Origin of the sequence: Porticoccus sp. (assembly GCF_965660005.1) — a bacterium.
Lineage (GTDB): Bacteria > Pseudomonadota > Gammaproteobacteria > Pseudomonadales > Porticoccaceae > Porticoccus.
In genome coordinates this window covers 1-18,686 of record NZ_CBFHYF010000001.1, presented here as the reverse complement: position 1 = coordinate 18,686, position 18,686 = coordinate 1, and the positions used below count along the sequence as shown (strand labels likewise).

General features: G+C 51.7%; 21 protein-coding genes and 1 tRNA gene. 16 read left to right on the top strand and 6 right to left on the bottom strand.

The annotated features are described in order from the left end of the window. The first annotated feature begins 9 nt into the window (after positions 1 to 9). From rpmI to ACTF5G_RS00065, 10 genes are all read left to right on the top strand, one after another. Positions 10 to 201, top strand: a complete 192-nt coding sequence (rpmI, locus tag ACTF5G_RS00110) for a 50S ribosomal protein L35 (protein WP_438950785.1) — start codon at positions 10 to 12, stop codon at positions 199 to 201. A 28-nt stretch (positions 202 to 229) separates the two neighbouring features. Next, the gene (gene rplT, locus ACTF5G_RS00105; protein ID WP_438950784.1) at positions 230 to 586 is read left to right on the top strand and encodes a 50S ribosomal protein L20; all 357 of its coding nucleotides are present in this window, start codon (positions 230 to 232) and stop codon (positions 584 to 586) included. Between the two features lie 113 nt (positions 587 to 699). Continuing rightward, positions 700 to 1,713, top strand: coding sequence for a phenylalanine--tRNA ligase subunit alpha (gene pheS, locus ACTF5G_RS00100; protein WP_438950783.1), 1,014 nt, complete (start codon positions 700 to 702; stop codon positions 1,711 to 1,713). Positions 1,714 to 1,764: 51 nt separating this feature from the next. After that, entirely contained in the window at positions 1,765 to 4,146 is a 2,382-nt protein-coding gene (gene pheT, locus ACTF5G_RS00095; protein WP_438950782.1) for a phenylalanine--tRNA ligase subunit beta, read from the top strand. Between the two features lie 7 nt (positions 4,147 to 4,153). After that, positions 4,154 to 4,456, top strand: coding sequence for an integration host factor subunit alpha (gene ihfA / locus ACTF5G_RS00090; protein WP_438950781.1), 303 nt, complete (start codon positions 4,154 to 4,156; stop codon positions 4,454 to 4,456). Continuing rightward, on the top strand, positions 4,437 to 4,793 hold the full coding sequence (locus tag ACTF5G_RS00085) for a MerR family transcriptional regulator (RefSeq protein ID WP_438950780.1): 357 nt from the start codon (positions 4,437 to 4,439) through the stop codon (positions 4,791 to 4,793). The genes ihfA and ACTF5G_RS00085 overlap by 20 nt, the downstream gene beginning before the upstream one ends. Before the next feature lie 50 nt (positions 4,794 to 4,843). Continuing rightward, positions 4,844 to 4,920, top strand: a tRNA-Pro gene (locus ACTF5G_RS00080). A gap of 983 nt (positions 4,921 to 5,903) precedes the next feature. Continuing rightward, positions 5,904 to 6,482 carry a hypothetical protein gene (locus ACTF5G_RS00075; protein ID WP_438950779.1) on the top strand — a complete coding sequence of 193 codons (579 nt, stop codon included), beginning with the start codon at positions 5,904 to 5,906 and terminating at the stop codon, positions 6,480 to 6,482. 201 nt (positions 6,483 to 6,683) lie between these two features. Continuing rightward, positions 6,684 to 7,472, top strand: coding sequence for a glutamate racemase (gene murI, locus ACTF5G_RS00070; RefSeq protein ID WP_438950778.1), 789 nt, complete (start codon positions 6,684 to 6,686; stop codon positions 7,470 to 7,472). Between the two features lie 188 nt (positions 7,473 to 7,660). Then, positions 7,661 to 8,185: a lecithin retinol acyltransferase family protein gene (locus ACTF5G_RS00065; protein WP_438950777.1), complete on the top strand. Its 525-nt coding sequence runs from the start codon at positions 7,661 to 7,663 to the stop codon at positions 8,183 to 8,185. 5 nt (positions 8,186 to 8,190) lie between these two features. Here ACTF5G_RS00065 and argF read toward each other — a convergent pair whose 3' ends face one another. Further along, complete coding sequence (gene argF / locus ACTF5G_RS00060; RefSeq protein WP_438950776.1) at positions 8,191 to 9,114, bottom strand: ornithine carbamoyltransferase; 924 nt, start codon at positions 9,112 to 9,114, stop codon at positions 8,191 to 8,193. Positions 9,115 to 9,120: 6 nt separating this feature from the next. Next, positions 9,121 to 10,290 (bottom strand): aspartate aminotransferase family protein, encoded by a 1,170-nt coding sequence (locus ACTF5G_RS00055; RefSeq protein ID WP_438950775.1) that lies wholly within the window; start codon positions 10,288 to 10,290, stop codon positions 9,121 to 9,123. 251 nt (positions 10,291 to 10,541) lie between these two features. On the opposite strand from ACTF5G_RS00055, the gene grxD reads away from it, so the two are divergent. The 3 genes from grxD to ACTF5G_RS00040 all read left to right on the top strand — a co-directional run bounded on the left by grxD (position 10,542) and on the right by ACTF5G_RS00040 (position 11,929). Then, entirely contained in the window at positions 10,542 to 10,868 is a 327-nt protein-coding gene (grxD, locus tag ACTF5G_RS00050; protein ID WP_438950774.1) for a Grx4 family monothiol glutaredoxin, read from the top strand. A gap of 162 nt (positions 10,869 to 11,030) precedes the next feature. After that, positions 11,031 to 11,636 (top strand): peroxiredoxin, encoded by a 606-nt coding sequence (locus ACTF5G_RS00045; RefSeq protein WP_438950773.1) that lies wholly within the window; start codon positions 11,031 to 11,033, stop codon positions 11,634 to 11,636. Between the two features lie 86 nt (positions 11,637 to 11,722). Beyond that, positions 11,723 to 11,929: a SlyX family protein gene (locus ACTF5G_RS00040; RefSeq protein ID WP_438950772.1), complete on the top strand. Its 207-nt coding sequence runs from the start codon at positions 11,723 to 11,725 to the stop codon at positions 11,927 to 11,929. Positions 11,930 to 12,001: 72 nt separating this feature from the next. On the opposite strand, the gene ACTF5G_RS00035 is transcribed toward ACTF5G_RS00040, so the two are convergent. Next, on the bottom strand, positions 12,002 to 14,272 hold the full coding sequence (locus tag ACTF5G_RS00035; protein ID WP_438950771.1) for an NADP-dependent malic enzyme: 2,271 nt from the start codon (positions 14,270 to 14,272) through the stop codon (positions 12,002 to 12,004). Positions 14,273 to 14,538: 266 nt separating this feature from the next. Here ACTF5G_RS00035 and ACTF5G_RS00030 point away from each other — a divergent pair, with 266 nt between their 5' ends. Both ACTF5G_RS00030 and ACTF5G_RS00025 read left to right on the top strand, forming a co-directional pair. Further along, on the top strand, positions 14,539 to 15,762 hold the full coding sequence (locus tag ACTF5G_RS00030) for an NAD(P)/FAD-dependent oxidoreductase (RefSeq protein ID WP_438950770.1): 1,224 nt from the start codon (positions 14,539 to 14,541) through the stop codon (positions 15,760 to 15,762). A gap of 32 nt (positions 15,763 to 15,794) precedes the next feature. Next, entirely contained in the window at positions 15,795 to 16,115 is a 321-nt protein-coding gene (locus tag ACTF5G_RS00025) for a 2Fe-2S iron-sulfur cluster-binding protein (RefSeq protein WP_438950769.1), read from the top strand. 73 nt (positions 16,116 to 16,188) lie between these two features. Here ACTF5G_RS00025 and ACTF5G_RS00020 read toward each other — a convergent pair whose 3' ends face one another. The 3 genes from ACTF5G_RS00020 to pyrC all read right to left on the bottom strand — a co-directional run bounded on the left by ACTF5G_RS00020 (position 16,189) and on the right by pyrC (position 18,234). After that, positions 16,189 to 16,506, bottom strand: coding sequence for a hypothetical protein (locus ACTF5G_RS00020; RefSeq protein ID WP_438950768.1), 318 nt, complete (start codon positions 16,504 to 16,506; stop codon positions 16,189 to 16,191). Positions 16,507 to 16,585: 79 nt separating this feature from the next. Then, positions 16,586 to 17,200, bottom strand: coding sequence for a ribonuclease T (gene rnt, locus ACTF5G_RS00015; protein ID WP_438950767.1), 615 nt, complete (start codon positions 17,198 to 17,200; stop codon positions 16,586 to 16,588). A 2-nt stretch (positions 17,201 to 17,202) separates the two neighbouring features. After that, complete coding sequence (gene pyrC, locus ACTF5G_RS00010) at positions 17,203 to 18,234, bottom strand: dihydroorotase (protein ID WP_438950766.1); 1,032 nt, start codon at positions 18,232 to 18,234, stop codon at positions 17,203 to 17,205. Positions 18,235 to 18,461: 227 nt separating this feature from the next. Here pyrC and ACTF5G_RS00005 point away from each other — a divergent pair. Then, on the top strand, positions 18,462 to 18,686 hold a 225-nt coding region (locus tag ACTF5G_RS00005; protein ID WP_438950765.1), incomplete at its 3' end, for an argininosuccinate synthase domain-containing protein.

The following is an 18,686-nucleotide window of genomic DNA, read 5'->3' as shown; positions in this document are numbered from 1 at the left end:
AGACACAAAATGCCAAAAGCAAAAGTACATAGTGGTGCCGCCAAACGCTTCAAGAAAACCGGCGCTGGCTACAAGCACAAACACGCGAACAGAAGTCACATCCTCACCAAAATGTCGCAGAAGCGTAAGCGTCACCTGCGCGGCACCAGCACCATGAATGGGTCTGATTCGCCGCTGATCGATCGTATGTTGCGCTCCTGATTAACCGATTATTTGAGAGGATATTGATATGCCGCGTGTAAAAAGAGGTGTTGTCGCACACCGTCGTCACAAGAAAATTCTGAAGGCTGCAAAAGGCTACTATGGTGCTCGCAGTCGTATATTCCGCGTTGCCAAGCAGGCTGTCACCAAAGCCGGTCAGTACGCCTACCGTGACCGTCGTGTCAAAAAGCGTACTTTTCGTGCTCTGTGGATTACCCGTATCAATGCGCAGTCTCGTGCTGAGGGTATTAGCTACAGCCGCCTGATCGCGGGTCTGAAGAAAGCCAATATTGAGCTGGATCGCCGTGTATTGGCTGATCTTGCCGTTCACGATAAAGCGGCATTTGCTGCTGTCGCTGAACAGGCAAAGGCTGCCCTGGCTTGATATATTTGTGTCGGGAAATTTCCCGGCATTAAATAATGTAGATTGAAAAGGGAAAGGGCCGCAGCTCTTTCCCTTTTTTGTTTTGGTCTGAACCGGTTGATAAGGTTGTGAGCATGGAAACCCTAGAGCTTCTGGCCAGTGAAGCACAGCAAGCCATTGAGCAGGCCCGAGATCTGGCGGCCCTGGATCAGGTGCGGGTTGAATATCTCGGCAAGAAGGGCAGGTTGACAGACCTGTTGAAGGGGCTGGGCAAGCTCTCGGCTGAAGAGCGCCCTGCGGCCGGTGCGAAAATTAACGAGGTGAAGGAACAACTCCAGCGTCAGATAAATCACTGTCGTGATGCTTTCGAGAATGCCGACCTGGAAGCCAGGTTGGCCAGTGAGGCACTTGATGTAACCTTGCCCGGACGCGGTGAAGACAGCGGCGGCTTGCATCTGATCACCCATACCATGGAGCGGATTGAATCCTTTTTTAGCCGCGTCGGATACAGGGTGGAAGAGGGGCCCGAAATTGAAGACGACTACCACAACTTTGAGGCCCTGAATATTCCTTCACACCACCCCGCCCGGGCCATGCACGATACTTTTTATGTGACGGAAAATACCGTGCTGCGCACCCATACCTCGCCGGTGCAGATTCGCACTATGAAGAATCAGGAGCCGCCAATCCGGATTATCTGTCCCGGGCGTGTCTACCGCTGCGACTCAGATCTGACCCATACGCCCATGTTTCATCAGGTGGAAGGTCTGGTGGTGGATCGCGATGTCAGCATGGCCGATCTCAGGGGAACCATCGATCAGTTTCTGAAAGCCTTTTTCGAAGCGGATCTGCCGGTGCGTTTTCGGCCCTCCTATTTCCCCTTTACTGAGCCCTCTGCCGAGGTGGATATTCAATGCACCAACTGTCGCGGTGCCGGTTGCCGGATCTGCAAGAATACCGGCTGGCTGGAGGTGATGGGTTGCGGCATGGTTCACCCCAATGTGTTCGGCCATTGCGGCATTGATGCTGGGGTATATTCAGGTTTTGCCTTTGGTATGGGTGTCGAGCGGCTGGCGATGCTGCGCTACGGAGTCAGTGACCTTCGCCTGTTTTTTGATAACGAAATTCAGTTCTTAAAACAGTTTTAAAACAAATAGATACATTATTTATATAAAGTAAATTATTTGATTTGGTGAGCAATGAAATTCAGTGAATCCTGGTTGCGTGAGTGGGTTAGTCCGAGTATTGACACAGCAGAGCTGGTGGCTCAGCTAACCATGGCGGGTCTCGAAGTGGACGCGATTGAGGACGTGGCACCGGCGTTCGATGGCGTGGTGGTCGGTGAAATTGGCGCTGTGAATCCACACCCGAATGCCGATAAGTTGCGTGTCTGTCAGGTGACTGGTGCTGCCGGAGAAACCGTTCAGGTGGTTTGCGGTGCGCCGAATGCCCGCGCAGGTATGAAAGTGCCGTTCGCAACGGTGGGTGCCACATTGCCCGGCGATATGACAATTCGCAAAGCCAGCCTGAGAGACGTGGAGTCCTTCGGCATGCTCTGCGGTCAGGATGAAATTGGTCTGGGTGCTGATGGTTCCGGGCTGTGGGAGCTTCCCTGTGATGCACCAACAGGTGCGGATCTTCGGGACTACCTGAGTCTCAATGACCAGCTGATTGAAGTCGATTTGACCCCCAATCGCGGCGATTGCCTGAGTATCCGGGGTCTGGCCCGCGAGGTGGGAGTATTGAACACTACTGCCGTGATCGGGCCCTCCCTTGACCCCGTATCAGCCACGGTCGATGACCATTTGCCCGTTGTGCTGGATGCCCCCACTGCCTGTCCCCGTTATGTGGGGCGTGTGATTCGCGGTGTGAATATGACTGCGCCATCACCTCTGTGGTTAAAGGAAAAACTGCGTCGCAGCGGTGTTCGCAGTATTGACCCGGTGGTCGATGTCACCAATTATGTGATGCTCGAACTGGGTCAGCCGATGCATGCCTTTGATCTCACCACGCTGGACGGTGGCATTCGGGTGCGTATGGCGGAGCAGGGTGAGTTGCTCGAATTGCTGGATGGCTCCACAGCCACACTGAACAACGATACCCTGCTGATTGCCGACCATCAGAAACCGCTGGCCATCGCCGGTATCATGGGCGGGAAACAGTCGGCCGTCACGGCGGATACCCGGGATATTTTCCTTGAAAGCGCCTACTTTGATCCACTGGCGATTGCCGGTCGTCCACGCCATTACGGTCTTCACACCGATTCATCCCATCGTTTTGAGCGCGGCGTCGACTGGCAGTTACAGTCTCTCGCCATTGAGCGGGCCACCGCTTTGTTACTGGAAATCGTCGGAGGTCAAGCCGGGCCGGTGACGGTGGTTGAGTCAGAACCATATCTGCCTCGGCCGGTAGAGGTAACGTTGACCAGGCGAAAATTGCAACAGCAGCTGAGTCTGGTACTGGATATCGAGCTGGTTCGCGATATGTTGCAACGGCTCGGCCTCGAAATTCTAGCCGAGGATGAGGCTGGTTGGAGCTGCAGGGTTCCCAGCTGGCGCTTCGATATTGCGATTGAAGTGGACCTGATTGAGGAGGTGGCTCGCATCTACGGTTACAACCGCTTGCCGACAGCTACTATCACTGCCAGCTTGCCGATTGAAGTATGCCGTGAAACCCGGACCGGTCTGTCATTGTTGCGCCAGCAGCTGGTTGCCAGAGGTTATCGCGAAGCCATCACTTACTGTTTTGTCGATCCCGAGATACAGAAACACCTTTTGCCAGATATTGAGGGTATTGCGCTGGCTAATCCCATTGCCAGTGATATGTCGGTGATGAGGACGACCCTCTGGTCCGGCCTGCTGCCGGCAGTGCGGCGGAATCTCAATCGCCAGCAATCCCGTGTGAGAATTTTCGAATCCGGATTGAGTTTTATACCCGAGGCGGGCGGGGTGAAGCAGGCATCCATGATTGCCGGTGCCGTCACCGGTAGTCGTCTGCCGGAACGCTGGTCAAATCCGCATGATCTGGTGGATTTTTATGATATCAAGTCCGATGTGGAAGCGCTTCTCAAACAGAACCACGTGTTTGGTGAATACCGTTTTGTGCCCGCTGCACATACGGCCCTGCATCCCGGCCAATGCGCCGCCATCGAGCGAAAAGGTGAGTTAGTGGGTTACGTTGGCCTTTTGCATCCACGTGTTCAGAAGCAGTTGGATATTTCCCAGCCGGTGTATGTTTTTGAGCTTGCCTTGGGTGCTGTGGTCGAGGGCGAGCTGCCCGCATTTCGTGGTATCAGTCGGTTCCCGGAATTACGCCGCGACCTGGCAGTGATTGTGGATCGGGATCTTTCCGCCAGCGCACTTTGTGACACCATTCGTGAAGCGGCAGGCCATTACCTCGTTGACTTAAAAATATTTGACGTATACCAAGGGAAAGGTGTTGAAAACAATAGAAAAAGTATTGCAGTCGGCTTGACCTTTAGAGAGAGTTCACGCACTCTTACCGAAAAAGAAATTAATAGTGCTGTGGACCAGGTGGTCAACGCCATGAAAGAACAACATTCAGCGAGTCTCAGGGGTTAAGCGAGTTATGTCAGCACTTACCAAAGCCGACCTTGCAGAAATGCTTTTCGAAGACCTTGGTTTGAATAAACGTGAGGCCAAGGAAATCGTCGAATCGTTTTTTGAAGAGATTCGTACGGCCCTTGAAAAAAATGAACAGGTCAAATTATCCGGTTTTGGTAATTTTGAACTGCGCGACAAGAAAACCCGCCCCGGTCGCAATCCCAAGACCGGCCAAGAAATTCCCATTTCTGCCAGACGAGTAGTGACGTTCAAACCCGGACAAAAACTTAAAGCGAGAGTAGAAGGCTATGCTGGAACCGAGCAATAACGATCAGTTGCCCGCCATTCCCGGCAAGCGGTACTTTACTATTGGTGAAGTCAGTGAACTCTGCGATGTCAAACCCCATGTGCTTCGCTACTGGGAGCAGGAATTCCCCAGTCTAAGTCCGGTAAAACGCCGTGGTAACCGTCGTTACTATCAGCGTCAGGACGTCATCCTGATCCGGCAGATTCGCTCATTGCTCTACGAGCAGGGCTTTACCATTGGCGGTGCGCGACAGCGCATGACCGGGGAAGATGCCAAGGAAGAGGCCACTCAGGTAAGGCAGTTGATCGACCAGACAGTGGGTGAGCTGGAAGACCTGTTACGGGTGCTGAAGGCCTGATTTTATTCTTGAATTGTGGGGTGCATCCGGTATTATGTGCGCCTTCCATTCGGGGCGTAGCGCAGTCTGGTAGCGCACTACACTGGGGGTGTAGTGGTCACAGGTTCAAATCCTGTCGTCCCGACCAAAAAAACGTTGTAATTCAACGAATTAAAAGGCCCGCTTGAAAGCGGGCCTTTTTCGTTTCTCAGTTTAAGTCCCTATTAAGTCCAGTTTTTATTGACGATTGCGTACTTCTGGTAGGTGGTGATCGAAAGGTAAGCTGCACTGAAAATCCCTAGGAAAGTAACCCTCGTGCCGGTTTGCCCCTGGCTTCTGGGCACCGTCTAAATTAAATAGGTATGCGTGCTCGATAGGCTCTTTTTGTATACAGGATATCGAGGTGTTATTAAATCCCCTTCTCGGTTTATACTCAGTCAATGCGCGTTATCATGCGAACCGGAAAAAAAATATCCAAATATAATAGAGCGTTGCAGGTTCGCGAGAAAAGATAACGAGGTCCTATTATTTTAGATATAGGAAAAACTCGCTTTATTCTGAAGGGAATCGGATATGTCTCAATTTTCTGTTCTGTATCAATCCGTTATCAAAAGGTGCCGAATATCAGATTCGGCAAAGCGCGAGTGCGCGATATACAAATGTTAGGGTTCTCATGGATATTCGAGCAGAAATAATAAATCGCGCACCGACTCTGCAATCCAAAAGATTGATAATAGCCCTGCTATCAGGTGTGTCTGTCGTGTACTTTCTCCTCGGTATTCTGAACACGACTTGGATAGGGCTAGATTCACAACCGTTAGAAAGACTCCGATTATCAGTAGTAGCAATCCAGGTACTATGTTCATCTCTTTACCTTAATTACCACTTTTACCGCTGGTCTAAACTTATTACAAAGTTCCATGCAGAGCTTTCACCAATTATGGCCAAAGCAGTTGTGGAGGCTTCCAGCGAAATATCCGGCAAAATCATAAATGCAAAATCACCTGAGGAACTCATTGCTACACTCCAATCTTATCAATCAAAAAACCCTAACAAGTAAATGGTGTGGGACAAAATGCTGCGCATTTCGTCCCACATTTTGGCGTTAGTGCAATGTAGTACGGAACTACGATGAATAGAAAAGATAGATTTTCCCTATACGAAAGACTGTATTTTCATGAGCTAGAAAGAATTGAGAAGGTTAGTGGCCGTCTGAGTCTGCCATTTACAGTAATTTTAGCGGTAATAGCATTTTTATCATTTATGCTAAATTCAGATGCTAAACTTAATGGTGGAAATCTGTCTGTAATATTTTGGAGTTTGTTTTCTCTATCGTCTTTGGCTCTTTTGGTAGGTGCATGGTTTTTCAGAATGGCTTGGTTCGGTCACACGGACAAGTTATTACCCGTGGCCAGAACTATTGAGGATTATTACGTCGAGCTTGAAAATACATATAAAGAGTATGATGAGAGTGAAAAACTAACCAACGAGTACTTCTATGCTTTTTTGTTTGATTACTACGCACAATTCGCGTCAGAAAATGCAATAAATAATGACCGCAGATCTTTCAATATATACAGGTCTATCGTTGCATTGATGTTCTCTTTATTTCTAGCATTTGCTGCTGCTGTACCTTTCTACCTAAACAACACTACGGAAACTCAACATGACAAAACCAGCGCCGCCCCCGCCGCCCCCAAGACCACCTGAGAGAAGCGTGAAAGGAAATACTCAAAAGCCACAGCGGCCAAGCCCTCCCCGTGGCCAATAGTACTAACAAAGCAATGGTGTGGGACCGCCCGGCAATAAAGGGGTCGCGGCAATAAACAATAAAGGGGTCGGTGACAGATGAGAACCATTCTTATTATTCGTCTGACCTGTCCAGTTTCTCCAGTACCGGTGTTTAGCTAGATGACCAATTCCAGTGGGATAGGGCTGTTTGATTCGGGCATTGGTGGGCTGTCAATTGCGCGAAAAGTCAGGGAGTTGTTGCCGAGTGAAAATATCTTGTATGTTGCAGATTCTCTTCATGCTCCCTATGGGGATAAGGCAGACAGTTTCCTGTTGGCGCGTATGCGAGCTATCACAGAATTTCTGGTGTCCCATGGTGCGAAGGTTGTTGTTGTGGCATGTAATACGGCTACCACGTCGGCGATTGCCGAGCTCAGGTCTCAATATTCGGTTCCGATCATCGGTGTGGAGCCGGGAATCAAGCCCGCTGCACTTCGCTCCCGTACCGGTGTGATTGGTGTGTTGGCAACGCCTAGAACACTTGAAACAAATGCTTTTTTTAGTTTGGCGGAACGCTATGCAAGTGGCGTGAAGATTGAGGTTCAATCCTGTCCTGATCTGGCTGCTCAAATAGAATCATTGAGCTTCGATAGTGACAGAACGATTGCGCTGTTGAAGCGTTACATTTCCCCGCTCCTTGAAAAAAGGGTTGATACCATTATTCTCGGCTGTACACACTACAACCATGTGTCTCATTTAATTGCCGAACTGGCGGGGCCTGACGTTGCTATCGTCAATACAGCAACCGCGGTGGCAAATGAAGTGGTTCGCAGGCTCACAACCGAGGGACTACTTGCTGTGAATAACGGCGTGGGAAGCGATGATTTCTGGACAAATGGCGCTCTTGATGTTTACCGGAACCAAATCGAGCAATTGTGGGGACAGGGTAAAAATATCTTCCAACTTTAGCCATTTTGTTGCCAATACTTCTCCAGTTAATGCCTTTTTGTGTGGTGCTCGGGTGCTGATGAGCTGCCACTTTAATCCCCGCCAACCACGAAAGTGATAAATATCACAGGCAGTAGAGATACCCCGTTAAACTGCTATTATTGAGCAGTCCCTTAAACAGTGTTTCGAAGGGAAATTGGACTTGGCCTATGGCGCGTGGTGACCATATTTACGCACTTCGCTTTGGTGGGGTTTACGCTCACCACGGTATTGATGCCGGGGACGGTACGGTGATTCATTACACCAGTGATCACTGGGTGACACCGCGCCAAGTGCGGCGCACAAGTATTGACAAGTTTGCCCGCGGTGACGAGATTCATGTGCGGGATTACGAACGGTTTTTTGAGACGCTTAAAAGTGGTGATATTCTGGATCGGACTACCCGTGGTTTGAATCGTCTGATGGACAATTTGCGAGGGTTGAAAGCGGGTGAACTGGACTTTTCGGCGGATGCGGTGATGCAGCGTGCCGAGAGCCGATTGGGTGAGTTTGCCTTCGATCTGGTGTTCAACAACTGCGAACACTTCGCCACCTGGTCCAAAACCGGTATCAGTAACAGCGATCAGATTATCGATTTATGGCGCCAGGCACTTACCGGCAGTGGCTTCATGAAATATCGCGTTGGTGAATCCCTGACCAATTTCGCTGAACTTCCCTGGAAGCTGTTTCGCTAGGGCATCTACTGCGGCCTGTTTGTTGTCTCGTTAAGCAGGAACTCAACCAGCGCTTTTTGTGCGTGCAGGCGATTTTCTGCTTCATCCCATACCACGGACCACTTTGATTCCAGCATGGTTTCGCTGATTTCCAGGCCCCGGTAAGCGGGCAGGCAGTGCATGAACAGAGCGTCCGGGGCCGCCATCCGCATGATCTCCTCGTTGACCTGGAAGCCCTGGAAGGCGCGCTCCCGGGATTTCTTTTCCTCCTCCTGGCCCATGGATGCCCAGGTGTCGGTGACCACCAGATCCGCCCCGGTAATCGCCAACAGGGGATCGCGAACAATGGATACCCGGTCACTGAACCTCTCCAGCAGCGCGGCATCGGGTTCATAGCTTTTGGGGCAGGCGATGACCAACTCAAAATCCAGCCTGTCTGCCGCATTGATATAGGACTGGCACATATTGTTACCGTCGCCGACCCAGGCCACTCGCTTACCGGAAATACTGCCCCGGTGTTCCAGATAGGTTTGCATGTCTGCCAGTAACTGGCAGGGGTGAAAATCGTCGGTCAGGGCATTGATGACAGGCACTGAAGAGTTTTCCGCAAAGGTGATGATGCGGTTGTGGCCAAAGGTGCGGATCATGATGATATCTACCATTCTTGAAATCACTTTGGCAGAATCTTCAACCGGTTCGCCACGCCCCAGTTGAGTATCATTCGGTGACAGGAACAGGGCACTGCCACCCAGCTGAGCCATGCCTGTCTCAAAGGAAACCCGGGTTCTGGTGGAGGATTTCTCGAAAATCATAGCCATAACCTTGCCTGAGAACGGATGGTCATCCGTGCCTTTTTGGCGCTGAACCTTTAGTTCTATCGCCCGGTGCAGGATTGCTTTCAGTTCGTCCCTGGAGAGATCCTGCAAAGTGAGGAAGTGTCGTATAGCCATGCTTGGTTACCCCCGGGTAATCAGTTCACCCAGTATCTGAACGAGTTGATCTGCTTCGTCTTCACTGATGGTCAGTGTTGGCAGCAGTCTGACGACGGACTGGGCCGTAACATTGATCAGCAGACCGTTGGCGGCGGCCTTTGTCACCATTTCAGAGCAGGGTTCGCTCATCTCAATGGCCAGCATGAGTCCCTGGCCCCGTACTTCAACGACTCCGGAGTGCCCGGCAAGGCGCTCGGTGAGACGCTGCTTTATATAGTCGCCCATGGTAGTAGCTCGCTGGCACAGATTCTGATCCAGAATGGTGCTGACAGTGGCCAGCGCCGCTGCACATGCCAGCGGATTGCCGCCGAAGGTAGTACCATGACTGCCGGGTTGCATCAGATCAGCTGCCTTGTTTCCCGTCAGGCAAGCGCCAATGGGCACTCCATTGCCCAGCCCCTTGGCCGTCGTCACAACGTCTGGCAACAGGTTGAAATGCTGGTAGTTAAAGTAGCATCCGGTCCGTCCATTACCGGTCTGGATCTCGTCCAGCATCAGCAGCCAGTCATTTTGATCACATATTTCCCGCAGTCCCGGCAGATAGTCTGCTGCAGGAATTCGTATACCACCTTCCCCCTGAATCGGCTCAACCAGAATAGCCACAATATTGCGATTATTCTTGGCGATGGTGTGTAGCGATTGCAGATCGTTAAAGGGTGCCCGGACAAAACCACCCACCAGCGGTTCAAAACCCGCCTGCACCTTGCGATTGCCGGTGGCAGAAAGTGTCGCCATGGTGCGGCCGTGAAAGGCGTTTTCCATGACAATAATAGCGGGCTGATCTACCCCTTTGCTGTGGCCAAATAGACGCGCCAGCTTGATGGCGGCTTCATTGGCCTCGGCGCCGGAATTGCAAAAAAAAAGTTTGCTCAGGCCGGATATGTTACGCAATTGTTCGGCCAGCGCTTCCTGTACAGGTATGTTGTAGAGGTTTGAGCAATGAAGTAGTGTGGCTGCCTGCTCCGTGATGGCCTTGGTCACGGCCGGGTGCGAGTGACCCAGTCCGCAGACGGCGATGCCGGAAATGGCATCCAGATAACGATGGTCCCGGTCATCCCATACCCAGGTTCCCTGACCTCTAGTCAGGGTGATTTTTCTGGCACCGTAATTGTTCATCAATGCGTCGCTGGTCATGGCCTCTTCCAAAACGAAAAAAGGCAGACGCGAGTTGCGCTGCCCAGGAGCAGGCATATTATAGCGGTTTTGACGGGTTCGCAACGATCTGCTCCTGACGATCTTTACGGTGTGTGAGGGTGTGCGGATTAACTGGTCCGAAATATTTTTTCAGGCAGGTGGTTTTAGATTGGTTGGCAGTGGAGTAAAATAGTTGACTGTAATAGTCAGCTATTCTTTATTGCTCCAATTTCAGTCAGAGGTTTATATCAATGGATATTATGGAAACCATTCGTGAGCAGGTGGAAGGGAACCCTGTTATTCTCTATATGAAAGGCTCCCCCAATCAGCCCCAGTGTGGGTTTTCCGCCCGTACAGTCGAAGCATTAATGGCCTGTGGTGAGCGCTTCGCCTATGTTGATATTCTGGAAAATCCGGATATTCGTGCTAATCTGCCAAAATATGCCAACTGGCCTACATTTCCGCAGTTGTGGGTTAATGGCGAGCTGATTGGTGGTTGTGACATCATTGCAGACATGCACCAGAAAGGCGAGTTGGCACCGCTGGTCAAAGAAGCTGCGCAGAAAGCTGCCGAGTAAGCGTTAGTTCCGTTGTTAAACTGGGCTTATGGTAGTTATAGCTAATTACAATGAGACACAGAAAGCTGATTGTGTAAGATTGAGTTCAGGATTTCGAGCATGGGCTACAACAGCTGGCCCTTATTTTCCTTCAGAAAAACAGACCATTAAAGGAGCTAGATTATGGGAGTATTAGTAGGTAAAGCAGCACCGGATTTTACGGCTGGTGCAGTACTGGGTAACGGTGAAATTGTTGATGCATTTACGCTGTCAGACAACATCAAGGGAAAAAAGGCGGTCGTTTTTTTCTATCCTCTGGATTTTACCTTTGTCTGTCCATCAGAGCTGATTGCATTTGATCACCGCCTTGATGAATTCAAAAAACGTGGCGTGCAAGTCATTGGTGTGTCCATTGACTCGGTATTTACCCACAATGCCTGGAGAAACACACCCGTTAACGCAGGTGGGATCGGCCAGGTTAAATACCCGCTGGTAGCCGACGTCAAGCACGAAATCTGTCGGGCCTATGATGTTGAATTCGATGAGGCTGGTGTTGCCTTCCGTGGCTCTTTCCTTATCGATGAAGATGGTGTTGTTCGTCATCAGATCGTCAATGACCTCCCGCTGGGTCGTGATATTGATGAAATGCTGCGTATTGTTGATGCGCTGTCTTTCCACCAGAAACATGGGGAAGTTTGTCCCGCCGGCTGGAAAGAGGGTGACAAGGGTATGGATGCTTCTCCCACTGGTGTGGCTTCCTATCTTGCAGAGAACTCAAGCAAACTCTGATACTCAGATTTGTCTTTGGAAAAAACCGCAGAAGGCTTCTTCTGCGGTTTTTTTGTGGCCCATTCGATACTTGAGGGGTATGGGCAATGAATGAAGATCGTTTGGTGGATATCGAAACCCGACTGACCTTTCAGGAAGATACTCTACAGCAGTTGAATGATGTAGTTTATCGGCAGCAGGGTCAGATCGACCGGTTGACTGCCCGCGCTGAAGCGTTGCGTGCGCAACTCGGTGAGATTGCCGCCAAGTTGCCGGACGAAGAAGGTGGGGAAGAAAAACCGCCGCATTACTAGGTTGTGCGGGTCTATTCCGTTACAACCATAAAAAACGCGGCTTCTGCCGCGTTTTTTATGGTGAATTATTCCTCATTCTACTTTTGAGGTGATGTCCGCCCCTATCAACGCGGTCATATTCAGGATACCTCGTCCGGAAACAGACGGAATCAGAATATGGGCCGGTTTGTCGAAGCCGAACAGGAAGGGACCAACCAACCGGGCATTGGTCAGTGAGCGCAGCAGGCCCAGGGTGATGCTGGCGGCATCCATGTTGGGCATGATCAATACATTGGCGCGACCTTGAAGATTGGCATTCTGGTAGGTTTTGCCGCGCAGGGTCTCGTTCATGGCAGACATGGCGTGCATTTCGCCCTCAATTTCGACATCGGGTAATTGATTGCGCAACTGCTCGGCGGCCCGCTTCATCTTGTGGGCAGAATGGTCGTCGTAGGTGCCAAAGTTGGAGTGCGAGAGCAGCGCCACCTTGGGCTCTATCCCAAAACTTTTTACGAAGTTGATGGTGTTCAGCGCGGTAGCGACGACCTGTTCTTCTGTGGGGTCTACATTGACGAATGGGTCAGCAAGAAACAGTGGGCCATCCTCCATCAGCAGTACGCAGACCGATGACATCTCGGTGGTGCTGCTTTGTGGCAGGATGCTGCGGATGTCTTTCAGGTGCTTGTCAAAACGACCGACTTTGCCGCATATCAGTCCGTCGGCATCACCCAGAGCGACCATAATGGCTGCCAATGCTGTGTTGTTGGTGTGCACTGTGTTTTGGGCTGCTTCCACGGACACGCCGTCTCGGCCCACGCGCTGGTGATAGAACTGCCAGTAATTCTGGTGGTGATCACCTTCTTCCGGGTTGAAAATCTCGATGTCGGTGCCGATTTTAATGCGCAGCCCCATTTCCAGAATTTTTCGCTCGATCACGGCGGGACGACCGATCAGAATCGGCCTGGCAACCTTCTCATCGACGATGCCCTGCATGGCGCGAAGCACGTCGTCATTTTCTCCTTCGGCGTAGGCAATGCGGGATGGGTGACGACGTGCCTGTTCGATCATCGGTTGCATGAACAGGCGGCTGCGGCTCACATAGGAGTGGAGTTTGTTGCGGTAGGCCTCCAGGTCCTCAATGGGTCGGGTGGCAACACCGCTTTCCATTGCGGCTTTTACCACCGCCAGGGGGACTTCCTCGATCAGACGCGGATCAAAGGGTTTCGGAATCAGATACTCTGGTCCGAATTTCAGCACTTCACCGGCATAGGCTTCCGCCACGGCCTCCGATGGTTCGAGGTGAACCAGATCGGCAATGGCTTTTACGCAGGCCTGCTTCATGGCGTCATTGATGACCGTGGCACCACAGTCGAGGGCGCCACGGAAAATAAACGGGAAGCAGAGAACGTTGTTGACCTGATTTGGATAGTCGGAGCGACCGGTGGCCAGAATGGCATCCGGGCGGGCGGCTTTGGCGATTTCCGGCATGATTTCCGGGGTGGGGTTGGACATGGCCAGAATCAATGGATTGGGTGCCATTTTTTTGACCATATCGACTTTCAGAATGCCGGGGCCCGATAGGCCCAGGAACAGATCGGCACCGTCGATGGCATCGTCCAGTGTGCGGTCTTCAGTATCCACCGCATAGCTTTCTTTCCAGGGGTTCATGCCTTCTGTCCGGCCTTTGTAGATAACGCCGTTGCGATCGATCATGCGGATATTGACTTTTTGCAGGCCAATGCTGACCAGCAGATCCACGCAGGCAATACTGGCTGCGCCAGCACCGGTTACCACCAGTTTGATGTCTTCAATGTTCTTGTTGACGATTCTCAGTCCGTTGTAGACCGCAGCGGCAGACACAATCGCCGTGCCGTGTTGGTCATCGTGGAAAACCGGGATTTTCATGCGTTCCCTGAGTTTGCGTTCCACCAGGAAACACTCGGGTGCCTTGATATCCTCCAGGTTGATACCGCCAAAAGTGGGTTCCAGCGAGGCAATGGTATGAACCAGTTTGTCGACATCGGTTTCATCGATTTCAATATCAAATACGTCGATATTGGCAAATTTTTTGAACAGTACTGCCTTGCCTTCCATGACGGGTTTGGCGGCCAGCGGACCGATGTCGCCGAGCCCCAGCACGGCGGTGCCATTGGTAATCACGGCTACCAGATTGCCCCGGGCTGTGACATTGGCAACTTCCGTGGGGTTTTTTACAATAGCCCCGCAGGCATAGGCTACGCCGGGCGAGTATGCCTGAGAAAGGTCACGCTTGTTGGCCAGCGGTTTGGTGGGACGGATTTCGATTTTTCCCGGAACCGGGTGGGTATGGTAACGCAGAGCACTTTCTTTGAATGAATCAGCCATTTTTTTCTCGGTTAATAATATGTCTGCTAGCACAGAGGCGGACGAGGGGTGTTCGACAGGGCAGTTATTCTAACGCTATGCGAGACAGAATTGCCACGCGTAATAATCGCTTTATGCCGTTTTGTCTGCCAACCCGGATATTCATTGTTACCGCTTGTTAATATGATGGACCATTTGTTTTATGGCGGGCTGATATTCATGGGTCTGACTCGTTGATCCTGTTTCTGAGCAGGGGATAATTAATTTTTGATCAGGGTGGAATGCCAATGAATCCGCGTATGATTATTGTCGGTACCGGCCACGCTGCGGCACAACTTGCGTCGTCCCTTCGTCAGCAGGGATGGACGGGTGATATTTTACTGATAGGTGAAGAGCCGCATGCCCCCTATCAACGTCCGCCACTTTCGAAGGATTACCTTGCCGGTGAGAGAACGCTTGAAAATATTCTGATTCGCCCAGCTGCAGCTTATTCCAGTCACGGTATCGATTTGTTGACCGGGCGCCGTGTTATGAGTATTGACCGGGCGACAAAAGTTGTCGTGCTGGATGATGGCCAACAGATGAACTATCACAAGCTGGCACTTTGTACCGGTGCGCGTGCCAGGCCTGCCAATATCCGGGGAGTTGACAGCCCCGGGGTTTTTTACCTGCGAACCCTTGCCGATGTGGACGGGATTCGTGCCAATATTTCACCGGGTAAAAGCGCCGTTATCATTGGCGGTGGTTATGTCGGTCTTGAGACGGCTGCCATACTGCGTGGTCTGGGGATGAAGGTAACGCTGCTCGAGCTGCAGACGCGTATTCTCGCCAGAGTTTGTGCCCCGGAAGTGTCCGATTTTTATAGTGGGGTGCATCGGGAGCAGGGAGTGGATATCCGCACCGGTATTGAGGTGCTTGCCATAGAAAATAATCATGGCGGTGCCAAACGGGTGAGTTGCACTGATGGCAGTCGTTTTCACGCAGACCTGATTATTGTCGGTGTCGGTGTTATCCCGAATGTCGAGTTGGCTGAGGCCTGTGGCCTGGTGGTAAATGATGGCATTCTGGTTGATCAGTTTGCCCGGACATCTGACCCGGATATTGTTGCCGCTGGTGATTGCACCAATCACCCGAACGGCCTGCTGGGACGCCGTGTGCGTCTGGAGTCCGTTCCCAATGCGGTCGAACAGGCAAAAACAGCGGCAGGGGTGCTCTGCAACCGGCTTGTCCCCTACCAGAGTTATCCCTGGTTCTGGTCTGACCAATATGAGTTGAAGTTGCAGATTGCCGGTCTGAGCGAGGGCTATGACCAGGTGGTTGTGCGGGGTGCTCAAGACCGGCAGAAAGGCTTTGTTGTCTGGTATCTCCGTGCTGGTCGGCTTCTGGCGGCAGACTGTATCAATCGGCCAAAAGAGTTTATGGTTGCCAGGCAATTGTTGGTGAGAGCGCTTGCAGTGGATCCTGTGGCGTTGGTTGATGAAACCATTGATCCAAAAAGCTGGCTGGATTGAACCGCCACAATAGGTTAAGCAGAGGTTGTTATATGCCGATAATTCATTACGTTGAAGCCAATGGTGCAGAATATGAAGCGGAGGTGTCAGTGGGGCAATCCGTGATGCAGGGTGCCGTCGATAACATGATTGACGGCATTCTTGGTGAATGCGGGGGTGTTTGCAGTTGTGCCACCTGTCATTGTTATGTCGATGAGGACTGGTTTGATAAAGTCGGGCCACCCGAGGGCAGCGAGCGTCTGATGCTTGAGATGGTGCCGGCCCCGGAGCCCACCAGTCGCCTGAGTTGTCAGATCAAAGTCACAGCTGACCTCGATGGCCTGGTGGTGAGATTGCCGGCTTCCCAGTATTAGATTGGGCTGTTCCCCCAGCGCCAGGCGGCATGTCCGGGCGCTATCCTCGGGGTTCTATACCCAGAGTTCTGATTTAAAGGCCCTTGAACCAGTCCTGAAAGTAGCGGCCCAGATAGGGAATCTCGGTCTCCTTGTCGGTAATGGCGCCAACGAGACTGATTACCCAAGCTACCAGTATCAGTATCGCCCAGATCATCACCAGGGAATTGTGAATCATGCTGAACACCAGGTTGCCCACCAATCCGCAAATCATGATGCCGAGATACTGGCGTATATAGAATGATGTATAGCTGTCGCGCTTCTGCATGTTGAGCACCAGCGCAATGATCCAGCCGATCAAAGTAATGTGCGCGATAATTGCCTTGGTTTTACCGCTAATTTTGCTGCTCATGATGATTGTTCCTTGATAGTGTTTGTGATGACTTTGAACGGATGGCATTTAGAACACGCTGCCTACCCGGTTTACTGGTTTATTTATACCACCCGCCAAGATCTTTCCAGCGATTGACAATACCACAGAACAGTTCGGCCGTCTTTTCGGCATCATAGGCAGCAGAGTGGGCCTTGCCATTGCTGAACTCGATTTCTGCCGCTTCACAGGCCCGTGCCAGTACTGTTTGGCCGTAGGCAAGTCCGGCCAGGGTGGCAGTGTCAAAGCAGGAAAATGGGTGGAAGGGGTTGCGCTTGATGCCGTTTCTTTCAACCGCGGCATTGACGAATCCCAGATCAAAATGGGCATTGTGTGCCACCATGACCGCGCGGCTGCAGTGTGCCTCCTTTACTGCATTGCGAATTGGCTGAAACAGAGCTCTCATGGCTTCATTTTCTTCCAGCGCCATCCGGTAGGGGTCATCTATATCAATGCCGGTAAAATCCAGCGCGGCTTTTTCGACATTGGCTCCCTCAAATGGGATCACCGCATGATAGATGGTTTCACTGGGCATGAGGATGCCATCTTCATCCATGGTCAGTGTGACAGCAGCTACCTCCAGTAAAGCATCCGTGGCAGCGTTGAATCCACCGGTCTCGACATCGATAACGACGGGAAGAAAGCCTCTGAAGCGATCCGAAATAGGCGGATGCATGATTATTCAACACTCCATTGTCTGGTTTCCCCGGCACCCAACGGTGTGAGGGTGTCGCTGCCAAAGGGCAAGTAGGCCGGGGTTTGCCAGGGCGAAAAATGTAACGTGATGGTGTCGGTGTTGCGTGGCATGCCATAGAAGTCTGCGCCGAAGAAACTGGCAAATCCTTCCAGCTTGTCCAGCGCACCGGCCTCATCAAAGACTTCGGCATAAAGTTCAATAGCGGCATGGTTGGAGTAACAACCGGCACAGCCGCAGGCAGTTTCCTTTCGATGGGTGCTGTGGGGTGCAGAGTCCGTACCCAGAAAAAACTTGGGGTTGCCGCTGGTAGCGGCCGCAATCAAGGCCTCTTGATGATGTTGTCGCTTGAGTATCGGCAGGCAGTAGTAGTGGGGCCTGACACCTCCGGCGAGCAGTTGATTCCGGTTGAACAGTAGGTGTTGTGGCGTAATGGTGGCGGCGACATCAGGGCCGGCCCCGGCCACAAATTCCACACCTTCAGAGGTCGTGATGTGTTCGAGTACGATTTTCAGGGCGGGGAAATCACTGACCAGACGGGTTAGATGATGATCAATAAACACCGCTTCCCGATCAAAAATATCCACCTCAGTATCCGTGACCTCGCCATGCAGCAATAGGGGCATTCCACACTGCTCCATACGCGCCAGAACGGGATAGATATTGTTGAGCCTGGTTACGCCGGAATCCGAATTGGTGGTCGCGCCGGCGGGATAATACTTGCAGGCCACCACCTGTCCCGACGCTACAGCACGTTCTATTTCGGCTGGATCGGTATTGTCCGTCAAATAGAGCACCATTAGAGGTTGCCATTTGCTGTCCACTGGACGGCGGGCCAGAATTCGCTCTCTGTAGGCAAGTGCCTGAACGGTATTGAGGACTGGTGGGAGCAGGTTCGGCATGACGATGGCGCGCCCAAAATATCGCGCGGCATCCGGCACGGTATAGGCAAGTAACTGGTCGTCACGCAGGTGCAGGTGCCAATCATCGGGCCGGGTGATAGTTAATCGGGTCATGGTCAAGTTGGTTGCTGCGGGTGGTTATTGAGTGAATCCATGCTACCGGAATCGTTGCTGGCTTAACAGAGGAAACGTGGTGAGTCCTTTGTCAGTCAAAGGATTTTGCGCATTGATCGATCGTCAGAGCGGTCCGGCAGCGTTCCCTGCTTACTGTGAAACTGTCTGTTTAACGATTAGAATAGCCCGCACTTTTATCCCACAAAATACCAATCAGGAGTCATGTCGTGTCCGACATTAAAAAAGTTGTCTTAGCCTATTCGGGGGGGTTGGATACCTCGGTTATTGTCAAGTGGCTACAGGAAACCTATCGCTGCGAGGTTGTCACCTTTACCGCAGATATCGGTCAGGGTGAGGAAGTTGAGCCGGCCCGCGCCAAGGCGGCGGCATTGGGTGTGAAGGAAATCTATGTGGATGACCTTCGCGAGGAGTATGTTCGTGATTACGTTTTC